The organism is Williamsia sp. Y721 (assembly GCF_059683565.1).
On record NZ_JCASNH010000003.1, the window covers coordinates 113003 to 133394 of the forward strand.

Annotated in this window: 16 protein-coding genes; 11 read left to right on the top strand and 5 right to left on the bottom strand. The window is 63.5% G+C overall.

What is annotated here, in order from left to right:
• Nucleotides 1–149 precede the first annotated feature (149 nt).
• Together AC56PL_RS15195 and AC56PL_RS15200 are read right to left on the bottom strand one after the other, a co-directional pair.
• A complete protein-coding gene (locus AC56PL_RS15195) occupies nucleotides 150–689 on the bottom strand; it encodes a GNAT family N-acetyltransferase (RefSeq protein ID WP_495516191.1) in 540 nt (179 codons plus the stop codon).
• Nucleotides 690–720: 31 nt separating this feature from the next.
• A complete protein-coding gene (locus tag AC56PL_RS15200; RefSeq protein ID WP_495516192.1) occupies nucleotides 721–1158 on the bottom strand; it encodes an NUDIX domain-containing protein in 438 nt (145 codons plus the stop codon).
• A gap of 83 nt (nucleotides 1159–1241) precedes the next feature.
• Between AC56PL_RS15200 and fadD8 the strand changes: the two genes are divergently transcribed.
• The 8 genes from fadD8 (at nucleotide 1242) to AC56PL_RS15240 (ending at nucleotide 11922) form a co-directional block, all read left to right on the top strand.
• A complete protein-coding gene (gene fadD8, locus AC56PL_RS15205; RefSeq protein WP_495516193.1) occupies nucleotides 1242–2867 on the top strand; it encodes a fatty-acid--CoA ligase FadD8 in 1626 nt (541 codons plus the stop codon).
• Between the two features lie 143 nt (nucleotides 2868–3010).
• Nucleotides 3011–6721, top strand: coding sequence for a nitrate reductase subunit alpha (locus AC56PL_RS15210; protein WP_497154372.1), 3711 nt, complete (start codon nucleotides 3011–3013; stop codon nucleotides 6719–6721).
• On the top strand, nucleotides 6721–8385 hold the full coding sequence (narH, locus tag AC56PL_RS15215; RefSeq protein WP_497154373.1) for a nitrate reductase subunit beta: 1665 nt from the start codon (nucleotides 6721–6723) through the stop codon (nucleotides 8383–8385). The genes AC56PL_RS15210 and narH overlap by 1 nt, the downstream gene beginning before the upstream one ends.
• Nucleotides 8382–9026 carry a nitrate reductase molybdenum cofactor assembly chaperone gene (narJ, locus tag AC56PL_RS15220; RefSeq protein WP_497154374.1) on the top strand — a complete coding sequence of 215 codons (645 nt, stop codon included), beginning with the start codon at nucleotides 8382–8384 and terminating at the stop codon, nucleotides 9024–9026. The genes narH and narJ overlap by 4 nt, the downstream gene beginning before the upstream one ends.
• Nucleotides 9027–9031: 5 nt before the next feature.
• The gene (gene narI, locus AC56PL_RS15225; protein WP_495516197.1) at nucleotides 9032–9778 is read left to right on the top strand and encodes a respiratory nitrate reductase subunit gamma; all 747 of its coding nucleotides are present in this window, start codon (nucleotides 9032–9034) and stop codon (nucleotides 9776–9778) included.
• A complete protein-coding gene (locus AC56PL_RS15230; protein WP_495516198.1) occupies nucleotides 9775–10989 on the top strand; it encodes an MFS transporter in 1215 nt (404 codons plus the stop codon). Before narI ends, AC56PL_RS15230 begins: the two co-directional genes overlap by 4 nt.
• An 8-nt stretch (nucleotides 10990–10997) precedes the next feature.
• A complete protein-coding gene (locus AC56PL_RS15235; protein WP_495516199.1) occupies nucleotides 10998–11411 on the top strand; it encodes a helix-turn-helix domain-containing protein in 414 nt (137 codons plus the stop codon).
• Nucleotides 11412–11493: 82 nt separating this feature from the next.
• Nucleotides 11494–11922: a VOC family protein gene (locus AC56PL_RS15240; protein ID WP_495516200.1), complete on the top strand. Its 429-nt coding sequence runs from the start codon at nucleotides 11494–11496 to the stop codon at nucleotides 11920–11922.
• A gap of 71 nt (nucleotides 11923–11993) precedes the next feature.
• Here AC56PL_RS15240 and AC56PL_RS15245 read toward each other — a convergent pair whose 3' ends face one another.
• Nucleotides 11994–13193 carry an RtcB family protein gene (locus tag AC56PL_RS15245; protein ID WP_497154375.1) on the bottom strand — a complete coding sequence of 400 codons (1200 nt, stop codon included), beginning with the start codon at nucleotides 13191–13193 and terminating at the stop codon, nucleotides 11994–11996.
• 108 nt (nucleotides 13194–13301) lie between these two features.
• Between AC56PL_RS15245 and AC56PL_RS15250 the strand changes: the two genes are divergently transcribed.
• On the top strand, nucleotides 13302–13868 hold the full coding sequence (locus AC56PL_RS15250) for a DUF1990 family protein (RefSeq protein WP_495516202.1): 567 nt from the start codon (nucleotides 13302–13304) through the stop codon (nucleotides 13866–13868).
• Between the two features lie 92 nt (nucleotides 13869–13960).
• Here AC56PL_RS15250 and ppk2 read toward each other — a convergent pair whose 3' ends face one another.
• Together ppk2 and AC56PL_RS15260 are read right to left on the bottom strand one after the other, a co-directional pair.
• The gene (ppk2, locus tag AC56PL_RS15255) at nucleotides 13961–14824 is read right to left on the bottom strand and encodes a polyphosphate kinase 2 (RefSeq protein WP_497154376.1); all 864 of its coding nucleotides are present in this window, start codon (nucleotides 14822–14824) and stop codon (nucleotides 13961–13963) included.
• A 17-nt stretch (nucleotides 14825–14841) separates the two neighbouring features.
• The gene (locus AC56PL_RS15260) at nucleotides 14842–18030 is read right to left on the bottom strand and encodes an ATP-binding protein (protein WP_497154377.1); all 3189 of its coding nucleotides are present in this window, start codon (nucleotides 18028–18030) and stop codon (nucleotides 14842–14844) included.
• An 87-nt stretch (nucleotides 18031–18117) separates the two neighbouring features.
• Between AC56PL_RS15260 and AC56PL_RS15265 the strand changes: the two genes are divergently transcribed.
• Both AC56PL_RS15265 and AC56PL_RS15270 read left to right on the top strand, forming a co-directional pair.
• Entirely contained in the window at nucleotides 18118–19167 is a 1050-nt protein-coding gene (locus AC56PL_RS15265) for an LLM class flavin-dependent oxidoreductase (RefSeq protein WP_497154378.1), read from the top strand.
• A gap of 62 nt (nucleotides 19168–19229) precedes the next feature.
• Nucleotides 19230–20390: a hypothetical protein gene (locus AC56PL_RS15270; protein WP_495516206.1), complete on the top strand. Its 1161-nt coding sequence runs from the start codon at nucleotides 19230–19232 to the stop codon at nucleotides 20388–20390.
• The last annotated feature ends 2 nt before the right edge of the window (nucleotides 20391–20392 follow it).

Sequence of the window (20392 nt, forward strand, 5' to 3'; positions counted from 1 at the left end):
GCGGGTCTCACTGGTGCAATAAGCCCTGACCTGCGAACTCTACGAACGGTCGGTAACGGACTCGTTTCGTCGCAGTGACGATGGAAAGCAGAGTTGACCGGGTGTTACGGATTGGTTGCGTCCGGCCCCAACCTGTCCGGTTTGTGGTGTCAGCGACCGGACGGCCGGTCGATGCGGAAGGCGTGGTGCTGTCCGTCGTCGATCGGATTGTCCGGTTTGAGGTAACCGGTGGCGACCTGGGTGAAGCCCGCCGACAGCAGAGCTCGCCACGACGCGGGATTGGTGACGGCCACCGGGACGATGATTGCCGTGGTCTTGGGTCGATCAACCCAGCAGATCTCCACCATTCGGCGGATCATCAGCGTTCCGTAGCCGCGGCCGGTCATCTCGGCTTCGCCGATGAAGTAGTCGATCGACATGGCGAACTCGGGCACCCTGAGCAGGGTTTCCAGTTCGGCGAGATCATCTGGATAGTCGGCAAAAAAGTACCGCTGGATCAGTCCGATGGGGAGATCTTCGTAGAGAACGATGAAGTCTTCGCACGGTTCGGTCCCGTCGATGCTCCCGCCGAAATCGCGTTCGACCGCTTCATCAGAGGTGTCGTGATTCCAGAAACGGGCGACATGGGGATTGCCCAGCCACTTTTGGATCAGAACAAGATCGTCGCGCTCGGTATGCCGAAACCGCATCCCTTCACTGTCCGCGCCGAGGTCACGGAGGTCAATTTTTCTCCGGGGATGGTTTGTCGGCGATGAGCGCGGGGAAGATGTGATCGCGTAGCAGGGGCGCGAGCTGCGGTGATGTGTCCGTGCGGTCATACCAGCGTAATTCCGCGATCTCTCCGGCAGGCTGCGGTTCACCGGTCAGCTCGGCGCAGAAGATGTGGCCGCACACCAGGGTGTCGGCTTCGTTGGCTGCCGCGGCGGTGAAGGTCCCGAGCTCGGTCAGGTCCTGCGGCGCGATCTCGATGCCGATCTCTTCGAGCACTTCGCGTACCGCTGCCTCGATCGGGCTTTCGCCGGCCTCGAGCTTGCCGCCGGGCAGCATGAAAGCGGTGGTACCGGACTTCCTGACGGTCAGCACCTGTGAAGCGCCGTTGTGGAAGCAGACGGCGGAAACGGTCAGGGTGGGTGACGTGCGTTCGGTATCCGTGCTCATGGGACAAATCATGCCGGGTGGACTCGCCGGGCACGCAACCGGAATGCTTCCACAAATCTAGAACACGTTCTAGTGTGTTCAGCATGACTGATTCTGCGGACGCGACCACCGAATTCGATCACCTACGCGGCGGCACCCACCTCGGCCACCTGATGGTGGCTGCACTCAAGCGACATCACAACGATCCGGTTCTGTTCCTGGGGGACACCACGCTGACCGGCGGTGAGATGGCTGCGCAAGTCAGTACTTACGCGCAGGCCTTCGAGTCGCTCGGTGCCGGTTCCGGTACCGCGGTCGGACTGCTCGCACTGAACCGGCCGGAGGTGCTGTTCGTCATCGGCGCCGGTCAGACACAGGGATGGCGCCGGACCGCGCTGCACCCGCTGGGCTCGCTCGATGATCACGCGTACGTTCTCGGCGACGCGCAGATCGCGACTTTGGTCATCGACCCGGTGCCGATGTTCGTCGAACGGGCGGTGGCGTTGTTGCAGCGGGTCGACAGCCTCAAGCAGGTCTTGACGCTCGGGCCGGTGCCGGCCGAACTCGCCGACGTCGCACGAGACGTGACCGCCGAGGCCCGGCGATTCGATCCACGACCGCTGGTCGCCGCGGATCTGGCACCGGACCACATCGTCTCGATCACCTATACCGGTGGTACCACCGGAAAACCGAAGGGCGTCATCGGGACTGCGTCGGCCATGGCGACGATGACCCAGATCCAGCTGGCCGAATGGGAATGGCCCGAACATCCACGCTTTCTGATGTGCACACCGTTGTCGCATGCGGGTGCGGCCTTCTTTGTGCCCACCCTGATGAAGGGTGGCTCGATGGTGGTGCTGGCCAAGTTCGATCCGGCAGAGGTGCTGCGGACGATCGAGGAGCAGAAGATCACGGCCACCATGCTGGTTCCGTCGATGCTGTATGCCCTGCTGGACCATCCGGATTCGCGCACGCGTGATCTGTCGTCGTTGCAGACGGTGTACTACGGCGCCTCGGCGATCAACCCGGTGCGGCTGGCCGAGGCCATCGAGCGGTTCGGGCCCATCTTTGCCCAGTACTACGGCCAATCCGAGGCGCCGATGGTGATCAGCTATCTGCCCAAGGACGCCCACGACGAGAAGCGACTGTCGAGTTGTGGCCGGCCCTCGGCATTCCTGCGTACCGCTCTGCTCGGTGACGACGGCAAACCGGTTCCGGTGGGGGAGCCAGGTGAGATCTGTGTTGCCGGTCCACTCCTCGCGGGCGGCTACTGGGGACTTCCGGAGGCGACCGCCGAAGCGTTCCGGGATGGCTGGCTTCGAACCGGCGATGTGGCCCGCGAGGACGAGGACGGATTCTGGTTCATCGTCGATCGCACCAAGGACATGATCGTCACCGGCGGCTTCAACGTCTTCCCCAGGGAAGTCGAAGACGTTGTGGCCGAGCATCCTTCGGTTGCTCAGGTCGGTGTGATCGGCGTTCCCGACGAGAAGTGGGGTGAGGCCGTGACCGCGATCGTGGTGCTGCGCAGCGATGCGTTGACCGACGACGTCTCGATCACGGCGATGATCTCGGAGATCCAGGATGCGGTGAAAGACCGGAAGGGTGCGGTGCAATCGCCGAAACGCGTTATCGTCGCGCAGTCACTGCCGCTGACCGCACTGGGGAAACCGGATAAGAAGGCGTTGCGCAAGGAGTACTGGAGTGAGAGCGAGCGGGCCGTCGGCTGAGCGTTTGTCACTCTTGGGGCGTTTGTCACTGTTGGGCCGGTAGCGGCGGGTTCGAATCGGACAGTATCGGGTAGTTCGATTCGAACTTTTTCTTCTCTTCCATAAACACTCTTGCGGACCATGAACTTTCGTACCATGTTTCCATGGCCCGGTCTTCTGACGTTCAGGGTGCGGCTGCCCAAGCCCTCCTCGACTTCGGCAAGTTCTTCACGCGGTGGGACGAGACCGACGATGCGCGTGCGGTTTTTCGGGAGGGTGGACGTGCCGGCGACGTCTTCTATCGCGACCGGTGGAGTCACGACAAAATCGTCCGTTCCACCCACGGCGTCAACTGCACCGGCTCGTGCTCGTGGAAGGTCTACGTCAAAGACGGCATCATCAGCTGGGAGACACAGGAGACCGACTATCCGTCGGTGGGACCGGACAGTCCGGAGTATGAGCCGCGCGGTTGTCCCCGCGGTGCCGCGTTCTCGTGGTACACGTATTCGCCTACGCGAGTTCGTCATCCGTATGCCCGCGGTGTACTCGTCGAAATGTTCAGGGAAGCCAAGTCCCGCCTGGGCGACCCGGTGCTCGCCTGGGCCGACGTCGTCGGCGACCCGTTACGCCGCAGGTCATATCAGCGTGCGCGGGGCAAGGGGGGCCTGGTTCGGGTGTCCTGGGACGAGGCCATCGAGATCGCTGCCGCAGCGCACGTCCACACCATCAAGACCTACGGACCGGATCGCTGCGCCGGATTCTCACCGATTCCGGCGATGTCGATCGTTTCGCACTGTGTCGGGACCCGATTCGTCCAGCTGATCGGCGGTGTGATGACGTCGTTCTACGACTGGTACGCCGACCTGCCGGTGGCCAGTCCGCAGGTCTTCGGGGATCAGACCGACGTCCCGGAGTCGGGCGACTGGTGGGACGCCACATATCTGATGATGTGGGGCTCCAACGTGCCCGTGACCCGCACCCCCGACGCCCACTGGATGGCCGAGGTCCGCTATCGCGGCACAAAAGTGGTCACGGTCAGTCCCGACTACGCCGACAACTCCAAGTTCGCCGACGAATGGCTGCCCGCACAGGCCGGGACCGACGGCGCGCTGGCGATGGCGATGGGGCACGTCATTCTCACCGAGTTCTTCGTCCGGCGTTCGGTGCCCTTCTTCATCGACTATGTCCGGACTTACAGCGACCTACCTTTCTTGATCCATATCGACGAACACGACGGTGGGTTCGTGCCCGGAAAGTTCTTGACCGCAGACGAATTGGGCGGTTCGCACGGCGATCCTGTCGAGAACAGCGTCTGGAAGACGGTGGTCCTGGACGAGGCCACGGGTGAGCCGGTGGTTCCCAACGGGTCCATCGGATTTCGCCACGGGCAGGCCGGCGAGGGGCGGTGGAACCTCGATCTCGGAACAGTCGATCCCGCGTTGAGTTTGCATGGTCGTGCCGACAGCGACAACGTCGAGATCATGATGCCGGCGTTCGATGCCCCCGACGGCTCGGGCTCGGTCCTGCGGCGCGGTGTTCCGGCGATCCGGGTGAACGGACATCTTGTCACCACGGTCTTCGACCTGATGCTCGCCCAATACGGAGTAGGCCGGGGCGGTCTGCCGGGGCAGTGGGCGAGCGGATACGACGATGTGAGTACTCCGTACACGCCCGCGTGGCAGGCCGAGATCACCGGCGTGCCCGCGGAGGCGGCCATCCGGGTGGCCCGTGAGTTCGCCACCAACTCGGTCGAGTCCGGCGGTCGGTCGATGATCATCATGGGAGCGGGTATTTGCCAGTGGTTCCACGGCGACGCAACCTACCGCGCGATCCTCTCGATGTTGATCCTCACCGGATGTATGGGTCGAAACGGGGGTGGCTGGGCCCACTACGTTGGCCAGGAGAAGTGCCGACCCCTCACCGGTTGGATCTCCTTGGCCAACGCGCTCGACTGGTCGCGGCCGCCGCGCACGATGGCCGGAACGTCCTACTGGTACATGCACACCGATCAATGGCGCAACGACGGGTACTCGACGACGTCACTGGCGTCACCGTTGTCCAGGGGCACGCTCACACACGAACACACCGCGGACGCGATCGCGCAGTCGGCACGTCTGGGCTGGATGCCGTTCTATCCGCAGTTCGATCGCAGTCCCCTCGACATCGCAGACGAAGCCGACGCCGCGGTCGAGGACGGCGTGGACAAGAGTGTCGCCGATCATGTGGCCCGCCGACTCTCCAACGGCGAGCTGACGTCAGCGATCACCGATATCGATGCTCCGCAGAACTGGCCCCGGACGCTCGTGCTGTGGCGGTCGAACCTGATGGGATCGTCGGCGAAAGGCAATGAGTACTTCCTGCGGCACCTGCTTGGCACCCATCACAACGTGATGGGCGCCGAAGACCCCGCGACACCTCGGCCCCGGGATGTGTTGTGGCACAGCCAAGCGCCTGAAGGCAAGCTTGATCTGCTTCTGTCCGCAGACTTTCGGATGACGTCGACGACCCTGCTCTCGGACGTGGTGTTACCGGCCGCCACCTGGTACGAGAAACACGACCTGTCCGCGACCGACATGCACCCGTTTGTGCACGCCTTCTCGCCTGCCATCGATCCGCCGTGGGAGGCCAAATCAGACTTCGATCTGTTCCACCTTCTCGCCCAGAGGTTTTCGGATCTGGCCAAGACGCACCTGGGGGTGCGGCGAGATCTGGTCAGCGTGCCAATGCAACACGACACACCGGGGGAGATCGCCGCGCCCCACGGACGGGTGGACGACTGGCAGGAGGCCGGCATCCGGGGGGCGCCCGGACGAAACATGCCCACGTTCACCGTCGTCGAACGCGACTACACCGCGATCGCCGACAAATTGGCCACAGTGGGCCCCTTGGTCGAGCGCCTGGGATTCACCGTCAAGAACATCACCTACGACCTCGCGGAGCAGAGCAACCGGCTAGCCATCTCTCACGGCGTCATGGCGGGCGGGGCCGCAGCAGGGCGTCCGGCCATCGACACCGACGTCAAACTTGCCGACGCGATCCTGACCTTTTCCGGCACCACAAACGGTTCCGTGGCCGTCGACGGATTCCGGAAGCTGCAACGACGGGTGGGCAGGCGGCTCGACGATCTTGCCCTCGGGTCGGAGGAAAGGCGCATCACCTTTGCCGACACCCAGAAGGGACCGGTCGCGGTACTGACGTCCCCGGAGTGGTCCGGATCGGAGACCGGTGGCAGGCGCTACGCCCCGTTCACGCAGAACATCGAACGGCTCAAGCCATTTCACACACTCACCGGCCGCATGCACTTCTACCTCGACCACGACTGGATGATCGACATCGGTGAGTCGTTGCCGATCTACCGGCCCCCGCTGGACATGCACCGGTTGTTCGGCGAACCCCGGCTGGGACCGGACGGTGCCCAGCAGATCACCGTCCGATACCTGACACCCCACTCGAAGTGGTCGATCCATTCCGAGTACCAGGACAACCTGCTCATGCTGTCGTTGTCCCGTGGCGGTCCGACCGCATGGATCAGCCCGCAGGACGCGGCAGCCATCGAGGTGGCCGACAACGACTGGATCGAATGCGTCAACGCCAACGGGGTGATGGTGTGCCGTGCGATCGTCAGCCACCGGATGCCGGTGGGGGTGGCCTTTGTCCACCACGCACAGGACCGCACGATCGACGTGCCGAAATCGGAGGCCACCGGGAGGCGCGGCGGCATGCACAACTCGGCAACCCGGCTGCTGGTCAAACCCACACATCTGATCGGCGGATACGCCCAATTGTCCTACGCCTTCAACTATCTGGGGCCGGCAGGCAATCAACGCGACATGGTGGCAACAATTCGCAAACGCAGTCAGGAGGTGAAGTACTGATGCGTGTGATGGCCCAGGTGGGCATGGTCATGAATCTCGACAAGTGCATCGGGTGCCATACGTGTTCGGTGACGTGCAAGCAGGCTTGGACAAACCGTGCCGGCACCGAATATGTGTGGTTCAACAATGTGGAAACCCGTCCGGGACAGGGGTATCCGCGCCGTTACGAAGACCAGGAGAAATGGCGGGGTGGTTGGCACCTGAACTCCAGGGGCAAACTGCGATTGCGCACCGGCGGTCGACTGCAGAAACTGTTCACGCTGTTCGCCAGTCCGGTCCAGCCGACCATCGCCGACTACTACGAGCCCTGGACCTACGACTACCAGACCCTGATCGACGCGCCGCTCGGCGACGACTTCCCGGTTGCCCGACCCAAATCGTTGCTGACCGGTGAGAACACCAACATCAAGTGGTCGGCCAACTGGGATGACAACCTCGGCGGCGCAACAGAATACGGCGATCAGGACCCGATCGTGGCCAAACTTCGACGGGACTGCGAGGATGCGGTCAAGTTCAGTTTCGAACAGACCTTCATGTTCTACCTGCCCAGGATCTGCGAGCACTGTCTGAACCCGTCGTGCATGGCGTCCTGTCCGTCCGGCGCCATCTACAAGCGCAGTGAAGACGGGATCGTGCTCGTCGACCAGGACCGATGCCGGGGATGGCGGCAGTGCATCACGGGGTGTCCGTACAAGAAGATCTATTTCAATCACAAGTCGGGCAAAGCCGAGAAGTGCACATTGTGCTACCCGCGGATCGAGGTCGGTCAGCCGACGGTGTGCTCGGAGACGTGTGTCGGTCGGTTGCGATATCTCGGGATCTTTCTCTACGACGCCGATGCGGTGACAGAGGCTGCGTCCACACCCGACGATCAAGATCTCTACGAGGCCCAACTCGATCTGCTCCTCGACCCCCACGATCCCGCGGTCGCGGCGGCCGCGCGCGCCGACGGCATCCCGGACGACTGGCTCGACGCCGCGCGCCGTTCTCCGATCTACGCGCTGGCCAAGAAGTTTCGGGTGGCACTGCCACTGCATCCGGAATACCGCACCATGCCGATGGTCTGGTACGTACCGCCACTGTCACCGATCGTCGACCTGTTGGCCGAGCAGGGGCACGACGCCGAGAACCGGAGCACCCTGTTCGGTGCCATCGACGCACTGCGAATTCCGGTGGAGTACCTCGCCGAATTGTTCACCGCCGGTGACACCGACCTCATCGACTCGGTACTCAAACGCCTCGCCGCGATGCGCGCTTACATGCGGGATATCACCCTTGGACGTGAACCCGATGCCGGCATCCCGGCATCGGTGGGAATGTCCGAAGAGGAGGTCTACGAGATGTATCGCCTCATGGCCATCGCCAAATACGAAGACCGCTACGTGATTCCGACGGCGCACCTCGAACAGGCCGAGAAGCTGGAGGAGACGGCATGCTCGCTGGACCACGACGGCGGCCCGGGGATGTTCGAATCGTCCGCGTTCGGTGAAGCCAGTGGTCGCGCGGTGCCGGTGTCGGTGGAGACGTTCCACGCGCTCAAGCAGCGTCAGACCAGCGACACCGCAGCCGGTGCGAGCAGCATGGCGGATCGCGTGAACCTGTTGAACTGGGACGGAAACGGCACTCCCGCAGGCCTGTTTCCCGACCGGACGAAGGCGCCATGAGGTGGCCGGGGGATCGCCGCGCCGACCATCGGGTGGTCCACCAGGTGGCATCGCTGTGCCTGTCCTACCCCGATGCCGCATTGTTCTCGAAGATCGGGTTGGTCAGGGCGGCACTGAATGAGATCGAGTGCCAGGCCACCACCGGGCCGCTGCGACGCTTCGTCGACCATCTGGCGGCCACGGATCAGGCCGCGCTGGGCCGCGAGTACGCCGAGGTCTTCGACCTGTCGAGCAAACGTACACTGTACCTCTCGTATTGGACCGACGGCGATACCCGCCGACGTGGCGCGGCGCTCGGCGAGTTCAAACAGCTCTATCGAGACAGCGGATTTCTCGTGGATCTGGGTGGCGAATTGCCTGACCACTTACCCATCGTGCTCGAGTTCTGCGCGCGCGCCGATCCGGTGGTCGGCGCCGGGGTGCTCACCAGATATCGGGTCGCGATCGAACTGATCCGGTTCGGGTTGCTCGACCGCGGCACGCCGTACGCCGACGTGCTCGAGTCGGTGTGCGCAACCCTGCCAGGTGCGTCACCCGCGGACAGAGCGGCGGCGCTGGCGATGCGTCCTCCGATACCGGTGGAGACCGTCGGCCTCGAGCCGTTCGATCCGCGGCTGCTGCCCATCGCCGGGACGAGGTGAGGGCGGTGGACATCCTGCTGTGGGGCGCGATCCCGTATCTGGTTCTGCTGCTCCTGATCGGCGGCACCGTCTGGCGTTACCGGTACGACAAGTTCGGCTGGACAACACGATCGTCTGAGCTCTACGAATCGCGGCTGCTGCGCATTGGTTCGCCGCTCTTCCACTTCGGCATCCTCGTGGTGATCATCGGACATGCGATCGGTCTGCTCATCCCGGAATCCTTCACCGACTCGCTGGGCATCTCCGAAGACCTCTACCACCTGAACTCCGCGTTCTTCGGCCTCATCGCCGGTATCTGCACCTTGGCCGGACTGGTGATCCTCATCTACCGCAGGCGGCACACCGGTCCGGTGTTCATGGCGACGACCCGCAACGACAAGGTGATGTACCTCGTCCTGACGTCGGCGCTGCTGCTCGGCTTGTATTGCACCCTGCTCGGCGCCCTTCCAGACCAGAAAGGTGTCAACTACCGGGAGACGGTCTCTCCCTGGTTCCGCTCGATCTTCCTGCTGCAACCGGACATCGATGCGATGAACAAGGCGCCGCTGCGTTTTCACATCCACGTCCTGGTCGGGATGTTGTTGTTCGCGATGGTGCCCTTCACCCGACTGGTACATATGCTGACCGCTCCCGTGCACTACCTGTTCCGGCCCTACATCGTCTATCGCAGCCGTGACAAGACGTCGGCCTCCGGCAGCCATTCATACGGGCGGGCCTGGGCTCCGGTCGGGACGAAGGACCGCGACCGATGAGTACGTCGACGGAACCGTCGATCGACCGTGGTGCACAGACCCGCAACCTCGTCCTGGCGACGGTTGCATTCGGGATCAGCTTCTGGGCGTGGAACCTGATCGGCCCGCTCGGAGTTCGGTACGCCGATGACCTGGATTTGTCGTCGACACAGAAGTCGGTACTGGTGGCGATTCCGATTCTGGTGGGTTCGCTGGGACGCATCCTGACGGGTGCACTCACCGATCGGTTCGGGGGCCGGTCGATGTTCACAGTGCTGCTGCTCTCGTCGGTCCCGTTTGTGGTGTTGTTGGCAATCGGTGGGCATTTCGACAGCTACGCGACCTTGATCGTCGCGGGATTCTTCCTCGGTGTCGCCGGAACCACGTTCGCGGTGGGCATACCCTTCGTCAACGCCTGGTATGACAAGTCCCGCAGGGGTTTTGCCACCGGCATCTTCGGTATGGGAATGGGCGGCACCGCCTTTTCCGCGTTCTTCACGCCCCGGTTCGTCGACTGGTTCGGTTATGTGACAACACATCTGATCATCGTCGCCGCGCTCGTGGTGATGGCGGCGGTCTGCTGGATGTTCATGCGCGATTCCCCTCGGTGGTCGTCAAACCACGACGCCGTGGTCCCCAAACTCATCGGTGCCGCAAAACTGCCGATCACCTGGGAGATGAGCTTTCTCTATGCCGCGACGTTCGGTGGCTTCGTCGCGTTCTCGACCTACCTGCCCACCTACCTCAACGAGGTCTACGAGTTCGACCTGGAGGGCGCCGGTACCAGAACCGCCGGATTCGCGCTCGCGGCAGTGATCGCGCGGCCCGCAGGCGGCATATTGTCCGATCGTTTCGGTGCGCGTCTGATCACGGTGATCGCCACCATCGGAGCGGCGGGCTTGGCAATCTGGATGATCACCAAGCCGCCGGTCGAGATCCCGGCCGGTATCAACTTCGTTCTGATGGCGGTGTGCATGGGTCTGGGCTCGGGCTCGGTGTTCAGTTGGGTGGCCAAGGAAGCGCCCGCGAAAAGGGTCGGCGCGGTCACCGGCATCGTCGGTGCCGCAGGCGGGCTCGGCGGCTTCTTCCCGCCGCTGGTCATGGGAGCCACATACAACGAGGCCGATCACAGCTACACCGTCGGCCTCACGTTGCTGGTGATCGTTGCCGCACTCGCGGCGGTGTTCACGGTGTTCGGTATCCGTGGCCGCCGTGCCGAAAATCCGCCATAGTGGTGGCCGTGGCGAGTGTTTCGACAACCCGGCATCTGTTGCGGGCCCGGGATCTGATCGACGCGGAGTATTCGACGGCACTGACCGTCGAGGAGATGGCGGCCGCGGCGCGGTTGTCGCGCGCCCACTTCACCCGGTCATTCGCCAAGACTTTCGGGCAGTCGCCGCACACATATCTGCAGACCCGCCGGCTCGAACGGGCTGCGGCACTGTTGCGCAACACCGACTATTCGGTAGCCGATGTCTGTGTGGCAGTTGGTCTTCGCAGTGTTGGTTCGTTCACCACGAGTTTCAAGAGGACATTTGGTGAGACGCCCGCGCAGTATCGCGCCAGTCGTCCACCCGCAGCGCGGCGGATCATGGTTCCGACGTGTGTGGTGCGCACCTTCGGCCGGCCATCCCCGGATAGTCGCATCGGATAGAGCACAAGGGGAGAAGACCGGGACGGTTGTGCGGGGTTACGTTCGAACCACCGATTCGAACAACCAGTCACGGGAGGTCACGATGTTGAAAATTGCCAGCGCGCAGGTGTGGGTTCACGACCAGGATGAGGCCTTGAAGTTCTATACCGACAAGCTCGGGATGGAGGTCCAGGCAGACGTGTCGTTGCCCGAGATGGACGGATTCCGGTGGCTGACGGTGTCCCCGCCGGGGCAGGACGACGTCAGCATCGTGTTGATGGATGTCCCTGGTCCGCCGATGCTGACCGAATCGGCCAGGATCGAGATCTTGGAACTGGTCTCCAAAGGCTTGGCCACCGCCGTATTCCTGACCACGGAAGATTGTCGGGCGGAATACGAGCGTTTGTCGGCGCGCGGTGTCGAGTTCACCGATCTGCCCGAACAGCGCCCGTACGGGATCGACGCCGGCTTCCGCGATCCCTCGGGCAACAGCTTCCGGTTGACCCAGACGATCGATGTCGCTGCCGTCTAGACAGGCGATGACGCTGTGGGGCACCCGATTTGGAGTGCCCCACAACGTATGTGCGGGTGGCGGTCGCCCGCTCAGCCCTTGACGCAGACCACCTGCTTGAGGTGTGCCACCACTTCGACCAGGTCCGTCTGCGCGGCGATCACCGAATCGATGTCCTTGTAGGCGGCCGGTATCTCATCGACGACGCCGGCATCCTTGCGGGACTCGACGCCCTCGGTTTGTGCGACCAGATCTTGCGCGGTGAACATCTTTCGGGCCTTGGTCCGGCTCATCTTCCGCCCCGCCCCATGTGACGCGGAGTAGAAGGACGCCTGCGACCCGAGACCCCGCACGACGTAGGAGCCCGTCCCCATCGATCCGGGGATCAATCCCAGCTCGCCCGACCCGGCCCGGATCGCACCCTTCCTGGTCACCAACAGTTCGATCCCGTCGATCACCTCGGTCGCCACGTAGTTGTGGTGACAGGAGATCGGTTCGGAAAACTGCACCGGCCGCGTCGGAAATGACTCCCGTACAGCCGAACACACCAGTTGGAGCATCACCCGACGATTTCTCGCCGCGTACTCCTGGGCCCAGGTCAGATCGCGACAGTACGCATCCATCTCCGGGGTTCCGGTGAGGAACACGGCAAGATCGCGGTCGGGGAGATCGGCGTTGTGCGGCAGACCTGCGGCAACCTGCATGTGCTGGTCCGCGAGCGATTTCCCGATGTTCCGGGATCCGGAATGGAGCATGACCCAGACCGACGAATCACCCTCGGAAACACAGACCTCGATGAAATGGTTACCGCCACCGAGTGTCCCGAGCTGCGTGTGGGCGCGGGTATCCAGGTTCTGGACACTCCGATCGAGGTCACCGAACCGGGACCAGAAATCACCCCAGCCGCCACCGACATCCATCCCCCGTAGGTTCACCGGCCGCTTGTGGGCGCGGAATCCCACGGGGACCTCTGCCTCGATGGCCGAACGCAGTCCGGAAAGGTCGTCGGGAAGATCGGATGCGACCAGATCTGTTCGCACAGCTGCCATTCCGCAACCGATGTCGACGCCGACCGCAGCCGGACAGACCGCGTCGCGCATCGCGATCACCGAACCCACTGTCGCGCCCTTGCCGACATGGACATCGGGCATCACCCGAACACCGTGCACCCACGGGAGAGCCGACACCCGGCGTAGCTGCTCGCGGGCCTGCACCTCGACAGACGCCTCGTCAACCCACAGAAGGGTCGAGGCGACTGCGCCGGAAAGCGGAACGGGGTAGCGGGTGTTCATGATGGTTCCTTGATTGCGTTGTCGGCCATCGGTCGACGGCCCGGGCAACCGTAGGCTTCTGTCGTAGGTACCGTCCACCGATTATGTCGGCGTCGGTAACCTCATGAGATGACCGGTCGCAGCGCCAGGCCGCTGAAGTCGCACATCGCCACGCGGTTGCGTGGCATGGCGTACAGCTATCCGGAAATCGGCGCGACCCGGTCTGCGCTCCCAGGCGGCTATCACCACATGCACCGGGAAGTGGTCGTCGGATCTGGTCGGCAGTGTTTCACCGAAATCGCCGATGCGATCGAAACCTGGCAGGTACAACTCGGTGCCGGCATACGGGTCTTCGCGTCGGCGGAGGCCATCGAGGCAGGTACCGTCGCCCGGGTTGCGGTCGGGGTCGGGCCGCTGAGGCTCAAAGCCCCGGTCAGGGTTGTGTACGTCATCGATGAACCCGACCGCCGCGGATTTGCCTACGGCACACTCGTCGGTCACCCCGAATCGGGGGAAGAACTCTTCTGTGTTGAATTGCGGGACAACAACTCTGTGGTCTTTGCGGTGACGGCATTCTCGCGTCCACAGACCCTGCCTGCCCGGCTCGCCGGCCCGTTGGGCAGGTACGGCCAGAGTTTTATCACCGGCAGATATCTCGGGGCGATGCGTGTGTGGGAAGCCCGCAACCGCGGTTGACCACAGAAGCACACGGTCCAGTCATAAGCACACGTTGCACCGTGTGCTTATGACTGGACCGTGTGCATCTGTAGAGGTCCTCGGCTGGCCCGTCAGTCCTCTTTGTCACCGATCAGTTCGGCCACATGGTTCGGGACGTAGGTGCTGATCTCCCGGGAGGGTCGTTGGTAGGTGCCGGTGTCGATGGGATGTTCTGGCAGTTCGACTTTCGGCTTCACGACTTCGTGGTACTCGATCGTTGACAGCAGGTGCGACATCATGTTGATCCGGGCGTGTTTCTTGATGTCGGACTCGACGACGTACCAGGGGCTGTTGGGGGTGTCGGTGTGCACCATCATCTCGTCCTTCGCGCGGGAATAGTCTTCCCAGCGATAGACCGACTCGAGGTCCATGGGACTCAGTTTCCATTGGCGCACCGGATCATCGAGGCGTGACCGGAAGCGTCGCAGTTGCTCGGCGTCCGACACCGAGAACCAGTACTTGCGCAGGATGATCCCGTCATCAAGGAGCATCTGCTCGAATATCGGCGTCTGGCGCAGGAACAGCGAATGTTCTTGTGGCGTGCAGAATCCCATGACCTTCTCCACGCCGGCCCGGTTGTACCACGAGCGGTCGAAGAGGGTGATCTCACCGGGCGCCGGAAGATGCGCGATATAACGCTGGTAGTACCACTGACCTCGTTCCCGGTCGGTGGGTGCGGGCAGTGCGGCGACCCGGACCACGCGAGGGGAGAGGTATTCGGTGATCCGCTTGATCGTGCCGCCCTTGCCTGCGGCATCGCGGCCTTCGAAGACGACAACCACACGGGCTCCGGTCTCCTTGGCCCACTCCTGCAGTTTGACGAACTCCGTTTGCAGACGGAAGAGTTCGGCCTCGTAGATGTCGTTGGGGATCTTCTTCGGCTTGGTGTTCTTCTTCTTGCCGCTGCTCTTGCTCCCGGATCCTGTCTTTCCCATTGATGAAGCCTACTGGCTCACGGAACGAACTTCGGGCCGAAACTCTCGATACGTTGCAGCAGCGTGGTCGATTCCTGATTGCGAGCGAGATGGCGAGCTTTCTCGTATGCCGAGCGCGCGGATTCCAGATCCCCGATCGCCAATCGATACCGGGCGTTGGTGAAGTGTAGATGCGGTTCGGCATACCGCTGGCCGAAAGTCTGCAGGTGCTGCTCGGCGGCCGTGAGCAATTCGGCGACCTCGTCGAGGCGATCCGCGGCCAGCGCGGCCTCGGCGTAAAGGCCGTAGTAGGCGGAACCACCTGTGTTCGGGCCGGCCTCGACGGCGGGGCGCAGATCGCGCAGGCGTTGCAGGCCCTGCTCACGGTTGCCGAGTATGACTTCGGCCCACCAGTACATCGACTCGCTGAACGCACGCAGGAAGTCGAATGGCCCGTCCGCCACCGAAGCCATCCAGGCGCGACCGGTATCGGCCGTCCACTGCGGATCGGCGGCCAACGCACCGGCCAGCATCGCAAAACTGCCTGCGGCATTGCGGCCGTATGCGTCCGGTGTCTGGTGGATCAAACGTCGGAAGCTCTCCCGTCCGGCGGCGACACCGATGTGCATCGTGGTCATCCAGGCGAAAAACGCATAACCGAGCAGATCCCAGTCATGCTGTAGCCCGTGCATCGCGGTCTGGTCCAACTGTTTGCGGATCTCCTGGGCGTGGGCCAGGGATCTGTATGAACTCCCGATCTTGCCCCGGTCCCACTCGTTCACGCCCCACGCCTGATATCCGATGATCCCGATCGCGGGGTCGTCGGATTCCATTGCGGCGTGGTACATCTCGGTCGCGAGCTCATGCGCACGATCGAGAGCCAGTGACTGTGAATAGGATGCCCACCGGGAGTATCTGAAGTCGGCGACGTTGCGCAGATCGCCGATGGACGCCGCGAGTTCTTCACCACGATCGAGATATTCGGTGGCGGCGGCGAGATAACCGTCCCGGGCACCGATGACCGAGACCAGGAGGCCGACCGCTTCGAGTTCGAGCCGCTGGTCACCATCAGCGCGAGCGAGTGAACTGCACGCCCCCAACTGCCATTCGGCGGATTCGTACGAGAACCGCATCAGCGACTCATGTGCTGCGGCCAACAGGGCGCGCGCGGTGACCTGGCGTTCCGAGAGCGGGCCTGCCGACCACAGATGATGGGCAAGCTCTCCGAGTCGGGTGCCGCCGGATTCGGTGAGGTGGCCTGCGATCTTCATGTGCAGACGCCGGGCCCGCAGTGGTGGAATGCTCTCGACGATCGCCTCGCGCACCAGATCGTGGGCGAAGAAGACGGTGTACGGATCGTCGGGGCCGGTTTCGATCACCGAGTGTTCCTCGGCCGGTTCGAGAGTGTCCAGCACGGTTTCGATGGGCATGGACGCGGCACCGGCAAGCAGTTCGAGGTCGACCCGTTTACCGATGAGCGCCGCGACCTCCAGCAGTTCCATCGTCGCAGCGGGCATGTGGTCCAACCGGCCCCGGACCACGTCTCGTACGCCGGCAGGCACGCCGCCGGGTGCCGCGGCGATCGGCGAGAGTTCGCCGTCGTCGGAAAGGGTGCGTGCGAGTTCGCGGGCGAAGAAGGCGTTGCCTTTGGTGCGCCGTCTCACCGATTCGACAACCTCGGGGACCGGACGGCTGCCGGTTTCACGGTGGATCAGTTCGCCGATGGCGTTGCTGTCGAGCGGGCCGACGGCAATACGGAGCTGCGACGGGAGACGACTGAGCTCGGCCAGTGTGTTGCGCACGGTTTCGCGACGGACCCCGTCGCCGGTACGGATCGCGCAGATCACCACCAACTGCGAGAGCTGCGCCTTGGCCACGTGGGTGACGAGTTCGAGTGATGCGCTGTCGGCCCATTGGATGTCGTCGAGCACGACGATGAGTGCGGTACGCCCGGACAGTTGCGCGAGCAGAGCCGCCACCTGCGTGTGGAGTCTGAATCTGGCTGTCGCATCGGGTATTTCGAGCTGCGGTGACAGCGTGTCCCGGCCGTCGACCAATTCGCCGAGTTCGTTGCCGGACAACATGTTCCGTTCAGCATCTGTCAGGTGCGGCACGAGATCGTTCAGGATCTTGACCCAGGGCCACATCGCCGGTGCCGCGCCGCCCTCCAGGCAATGTCCCCACAGGGTCAACGGGCTGCCGGGGCGATGCGTGTGCTGGGCGCATGCGGCGATCAACGTGGTCTTGCCTGCACCGGCCTCGCCTTCCACGATGATCACCGAGCCGGCGCCGCCGGACACGGCGACGATCGCGTTGTCGATACGCGCGCGCTCATCGAGTCTGCCGATGAGCGGCAGTGCGGTGTCCGGCCTCGGCGGGGTGTCCTGGGAGTCCGCCGCCGTCGGCTGATCCCCAGATACCGCGCCTGCCGCCGCGGTCCTCACGAGTCGGGTACGTGGGTTGAGATGCGGGGCGTGGGCGAGGATGTCTTTTTCGAGTTCGCGCAGTGTGGGCCCCGGATCGACACCGATCTGCTCGGACAGGATCCGTCTGGCATCGGCAAGCGCCGCAAGAGCATCGGACTGCCGACCCATCCGGTATCGGGATATGGCGAGCAGGGCCCAGAGTCCTTCGTTGAGGGGCTGAGCCCCCAGTGCCTGTTCGACGTCGGTTGCCAAGAGCTGGGTCTCGCCGAGTTCGAGGCGGATCTCAAACGACAGTTCGAGTGCGACACCGTGGAGTCGAGCGACGTGTTCGGCGGCCCCGTCGCGAAACGAGAGGCCTTCGAACTCGGGGAGCAGCGGTGCGTACACGTCGAGGGCCGACCGCAATGCACCTGCCGCCGAATCGAATTCATGGCGAGAGTGCAGATCCCTGGCCAGTGCGATGTCGCGGTTGAATCGGTGCAGGTCGACATCGTCATCGGCAGTGATCAATACGTATCCGGAGCCCCTGGTGACCAGGACGCTCGGCTGGGCGCGCGGCGCACGATCGGGTTCGAGGATTCTGCGCAGGCCTGAGATGTAGGCCTGGAGGGAGGCTTCGGCGCGATCAGGTGCGGCATCGCCCCAGATTCCGTCGATGAGTCGATCGCTTGTGACCGCATGTCCGTCGGCGAGAATCAACTGCGCAAGAAGAGCTCGTTGCTTCCGGGTACCGATGGCCACGCCGCCGCCGTCCATGGTGGCCGACAGGCCTCCGAACAGCGAATACCGGCGCACGCTCACCCGAGTAGTTTAAGCACCATCAGGTGCATTCTCCGAGGTTCGGAGGTTGTCGCGATGTAAGCATGTGTCAGGAGAAGGGTGAGCGGGATGAGCAGGTCGGAACAGGGTTTTCCCATCGAGTTGGGACTGGACACGTTCGGTGACCGGACCGCAGGCCCCGACGGTGAACTCGTGCCGTACGACCAGGTGATCCGCGAGGTGGTTGCCGAAGGGGTTCTCGCCGACCAGTTGGGTCTGGACTTCTTCGGAGTAGGGGAGCATCACCGCGCGGATTTTGCGGTGTCGGCTCCAGAGGTGGTGCTCGCCGCGATTGCCGCACACACATCCCGCATTGCGCTGGGAACCGCGGTCACCGTTCTCAGTTCGGACGACCCGATCCGGGTCTACCAGCGATTTGCCACTCTCGACGCGATCTCTGGAGGCCGCGCCGAAGTTATTCTGGGCCGGGGTTCGTTCACCGAATCGTTTCCACTGTTCGGGTTGGACCTGAGTCAGTACGAAGAACTGTTCTCCGAGAAGCTCGACCTCTTTGCGGCCTTGCGCGACGAGGGTCCGATCGTCTGGTCCGGTGAGACACGCGCGCCGCTGACCGGCCAACAGGTGTATCCCAAGACCGCAGCAGGCAGCGTACGAACGTGGATCGGTGTCGGTGGGTCGCCGGAGTCGGTCGTCCGAGCCGCTCGGTACGGAATTCCATTGGTGCTGGCGATCATTGGCGGCGAACCACTCCGATTCAAACCATTTGTCGATCTCTACCATCGGGCATTGAAGGAATTCGACAAGCCATTGCTTCCGGTGGCGATGCATTCGCCGGGTCACCTCGCCGACACCGACGAGGGCGCACGAGACGAACTGTGGCCGCACTATCGCGATCAGATGGCCCGAATCGGCGCCGAACGAGGCTGGCCGCCGCCCACCCGTGACCAGTTCGAGCAGTCGGCAGGGCCAGAGGGGTCGGTGTACGTGGGCTCACCTGAGACGGTGGCGGCCAAGATCATTCGCAATGTGAACGCGATGGGTGTCACGAGGTTCGACCTCAAATACAGCAACGGGACACTGTCGCACGAGGTCAAGATGCGCAGCATCGGACTGTATGGCACCAAGGTCGCCCCGATCGTCCGGAATGCACTGGCCTGAGAGGGTAAAGTCCGATCAACCGTTGCCCGTCGTGTGCATCGGACCCCGGGGGAGGACGTCACGTGGCCAGCAGCTCAGGTCCGGTATCGGTCACCTGTCGGACCGAATACCGGCGACCGGTGCACAACCGGCTTGCCACCATTGCGAGTGCGTTGGCGATCATCGCGATGATCGAGTTGGTTGTACTGACCATCGCCGACGTCGATCCGGCGATCACCGGTGCCGCGGTCATCGCGACGCTCGGCCTGGGGCTGCTCATTGCGGCGATCGGCAGAGTGATCGACCTGCCCGCCGTCAGCGTGACGGTCGACGATGCGATGGTGCACCTCGGTAACGCAGGTGTGGCGATCAACTCGTTTCCGCTGGACGATCTGCTGTCGGTCAAGCAAAGTGCCGAGTTGTCCGCCGACACGTCGATGTCGCGGTCGAGCCGCACCGATCAGTTCCGCGTCCAGGGGTGCCGCTATCTGCAGCTCCGGTTTGCGAGCAACCCGGATCAGGAGTGGCAGGTTGCCGTCATCGAATCGGATCCGGCGGCGGCCGAGGTGCTCGCCCGGTTGCGTGCGCGCCAGCCTGCCAAACGGAAGGTGCTGATCGGGATCGGCGGTGACGGCCGCGTTTCCGGCCGCCTTGTGAAGCCTGCGGCCGCACAGCCCGACTATCGTCCGGCCGACCCCGAGGCAGGTCGACCGGTTCCCCGAATTGCCAACGCCGGCAGCAAGGAAGCGGCGCAACGACTGTGGCAGGCTGCCTGCCGCCAACACGATGCGATTCTGGTCGATTACGCCCAATACGAACTCGAACCCGAACTGGTGCTGCGGTATCCGGCCGTCACCGACGTCTCGGTCGAATCGGTGGCCAATTTCCACACCGCGCTGGCCCGGGCGCAGGACCTACGGAGCGACGAATTTCCGATGAGTCTTGATCGTGCCGACGAGTACCAGCAAGCGGTGACCGAGGCAGGTAAGGCGTGGGCCGAATGCGAGAATTACGGTCGCGCAATCGGATCCGATCTGTTGGATGCGGGTGATCAGCAGGAACTCTCTACTGCGCTGTCGTTGTTGGAGAACGCCCGAACATCTGAGGGCAGCGAGCAGGCCGACTATCTCGACCGTATCCACCGGATCGTCACCGACCTGGCAGACCGGGGCAGTGTGCATCCGCAGCAGCAGGCGTTCGACGAGATCGAGGCGGGCAGGCGGCGGGCACTCGAAGCCCAGTAGCG

Bases quoted from the DNA above. Each gene is read 5' to 3' on its own strand.
- AC56PL_RS15210 (WP_497154372.1), top strand. From the start codon at position 3,011: ATGGCCCGGTCTTCTGACGTTCAGGGTGCGGCTGCCCAAGCCCTCCTC.
- AC56PL_RS15250 (WP_495516202.1), top strand. From the start codon at position 13,302: ATGACCGGTCGCAGCGCCAGGCCGCTGAAGTCGCACATCGCCACGCGG.
- AC56PL_RS15240 (WP_495516200.1), top strand. From the start codon at position 11,494: ATGTTGAAAATTGCCAGCGCGCAGGTGTGGGTTCACGACCAGGATGAG.
- narJ (WP_497154374.1), top strand. From the start codon at position 8,382: ATGAGGTGGCCGGGGGATCGCCGCGCCGACCATCGGGTGGTCCACCAG.
- AC56PL_RS15200 (WP_495516192.1), bottom strand. From the start codon at position 1,158: ATGAGCACGGATACCGAACGCACGTCACCCACCCTGACCGTTTCCGCC.
- AC56PL_RS15245 (WP_497154375.1), bottom strand. From the start codon at position 13,193: ATGAACACCCGCTACCCCGTTCCGCTTTCCGGCGCAGTCGCCTCGACC.
- fadD8 (WP_495516193.1), top strand. From the start codon at position 1,242: ATGACTGATTCTGCGGACGCGACCACCGAATTCGATCACCTACGCGGC.
- AC56PL_RS15265 (WP_497154378.1), top strand. From the start codon at position 18,118: ATGAGCAGGTCGGAACAGGGTTTTCCCATCGAGTTGGGACTGGACACG.
- narH (WP_497154373.1), top strand. From the start codon at position 6,721: ATGCGTGTGATGGCCCAGGTGGGCATGGTCATGAATCTCGACAAGTGC.
- ppk2 (WP_497154376.1), bottom strand. From the start codon at position 14,824: ATGGGAAAGACAGGATCCGGGAGCAAGAGCAGCGGCAAGAAGAAGAAC.
- AC56PL_RS15230 (WP_495516198.1), top strand. From the start codon at position 9,775: ATGAGTACGTCGACGGAACCGTCGATCGACCGTGGTGCACAGACCCGC.
- AC56PL_RS15195 (WP_495516191.1), bottom strand. From the start codon at position 689: ATGCGGTTTCGGCATACCGAGCGCGACGATCTTGTTCTGATCCAAAAG.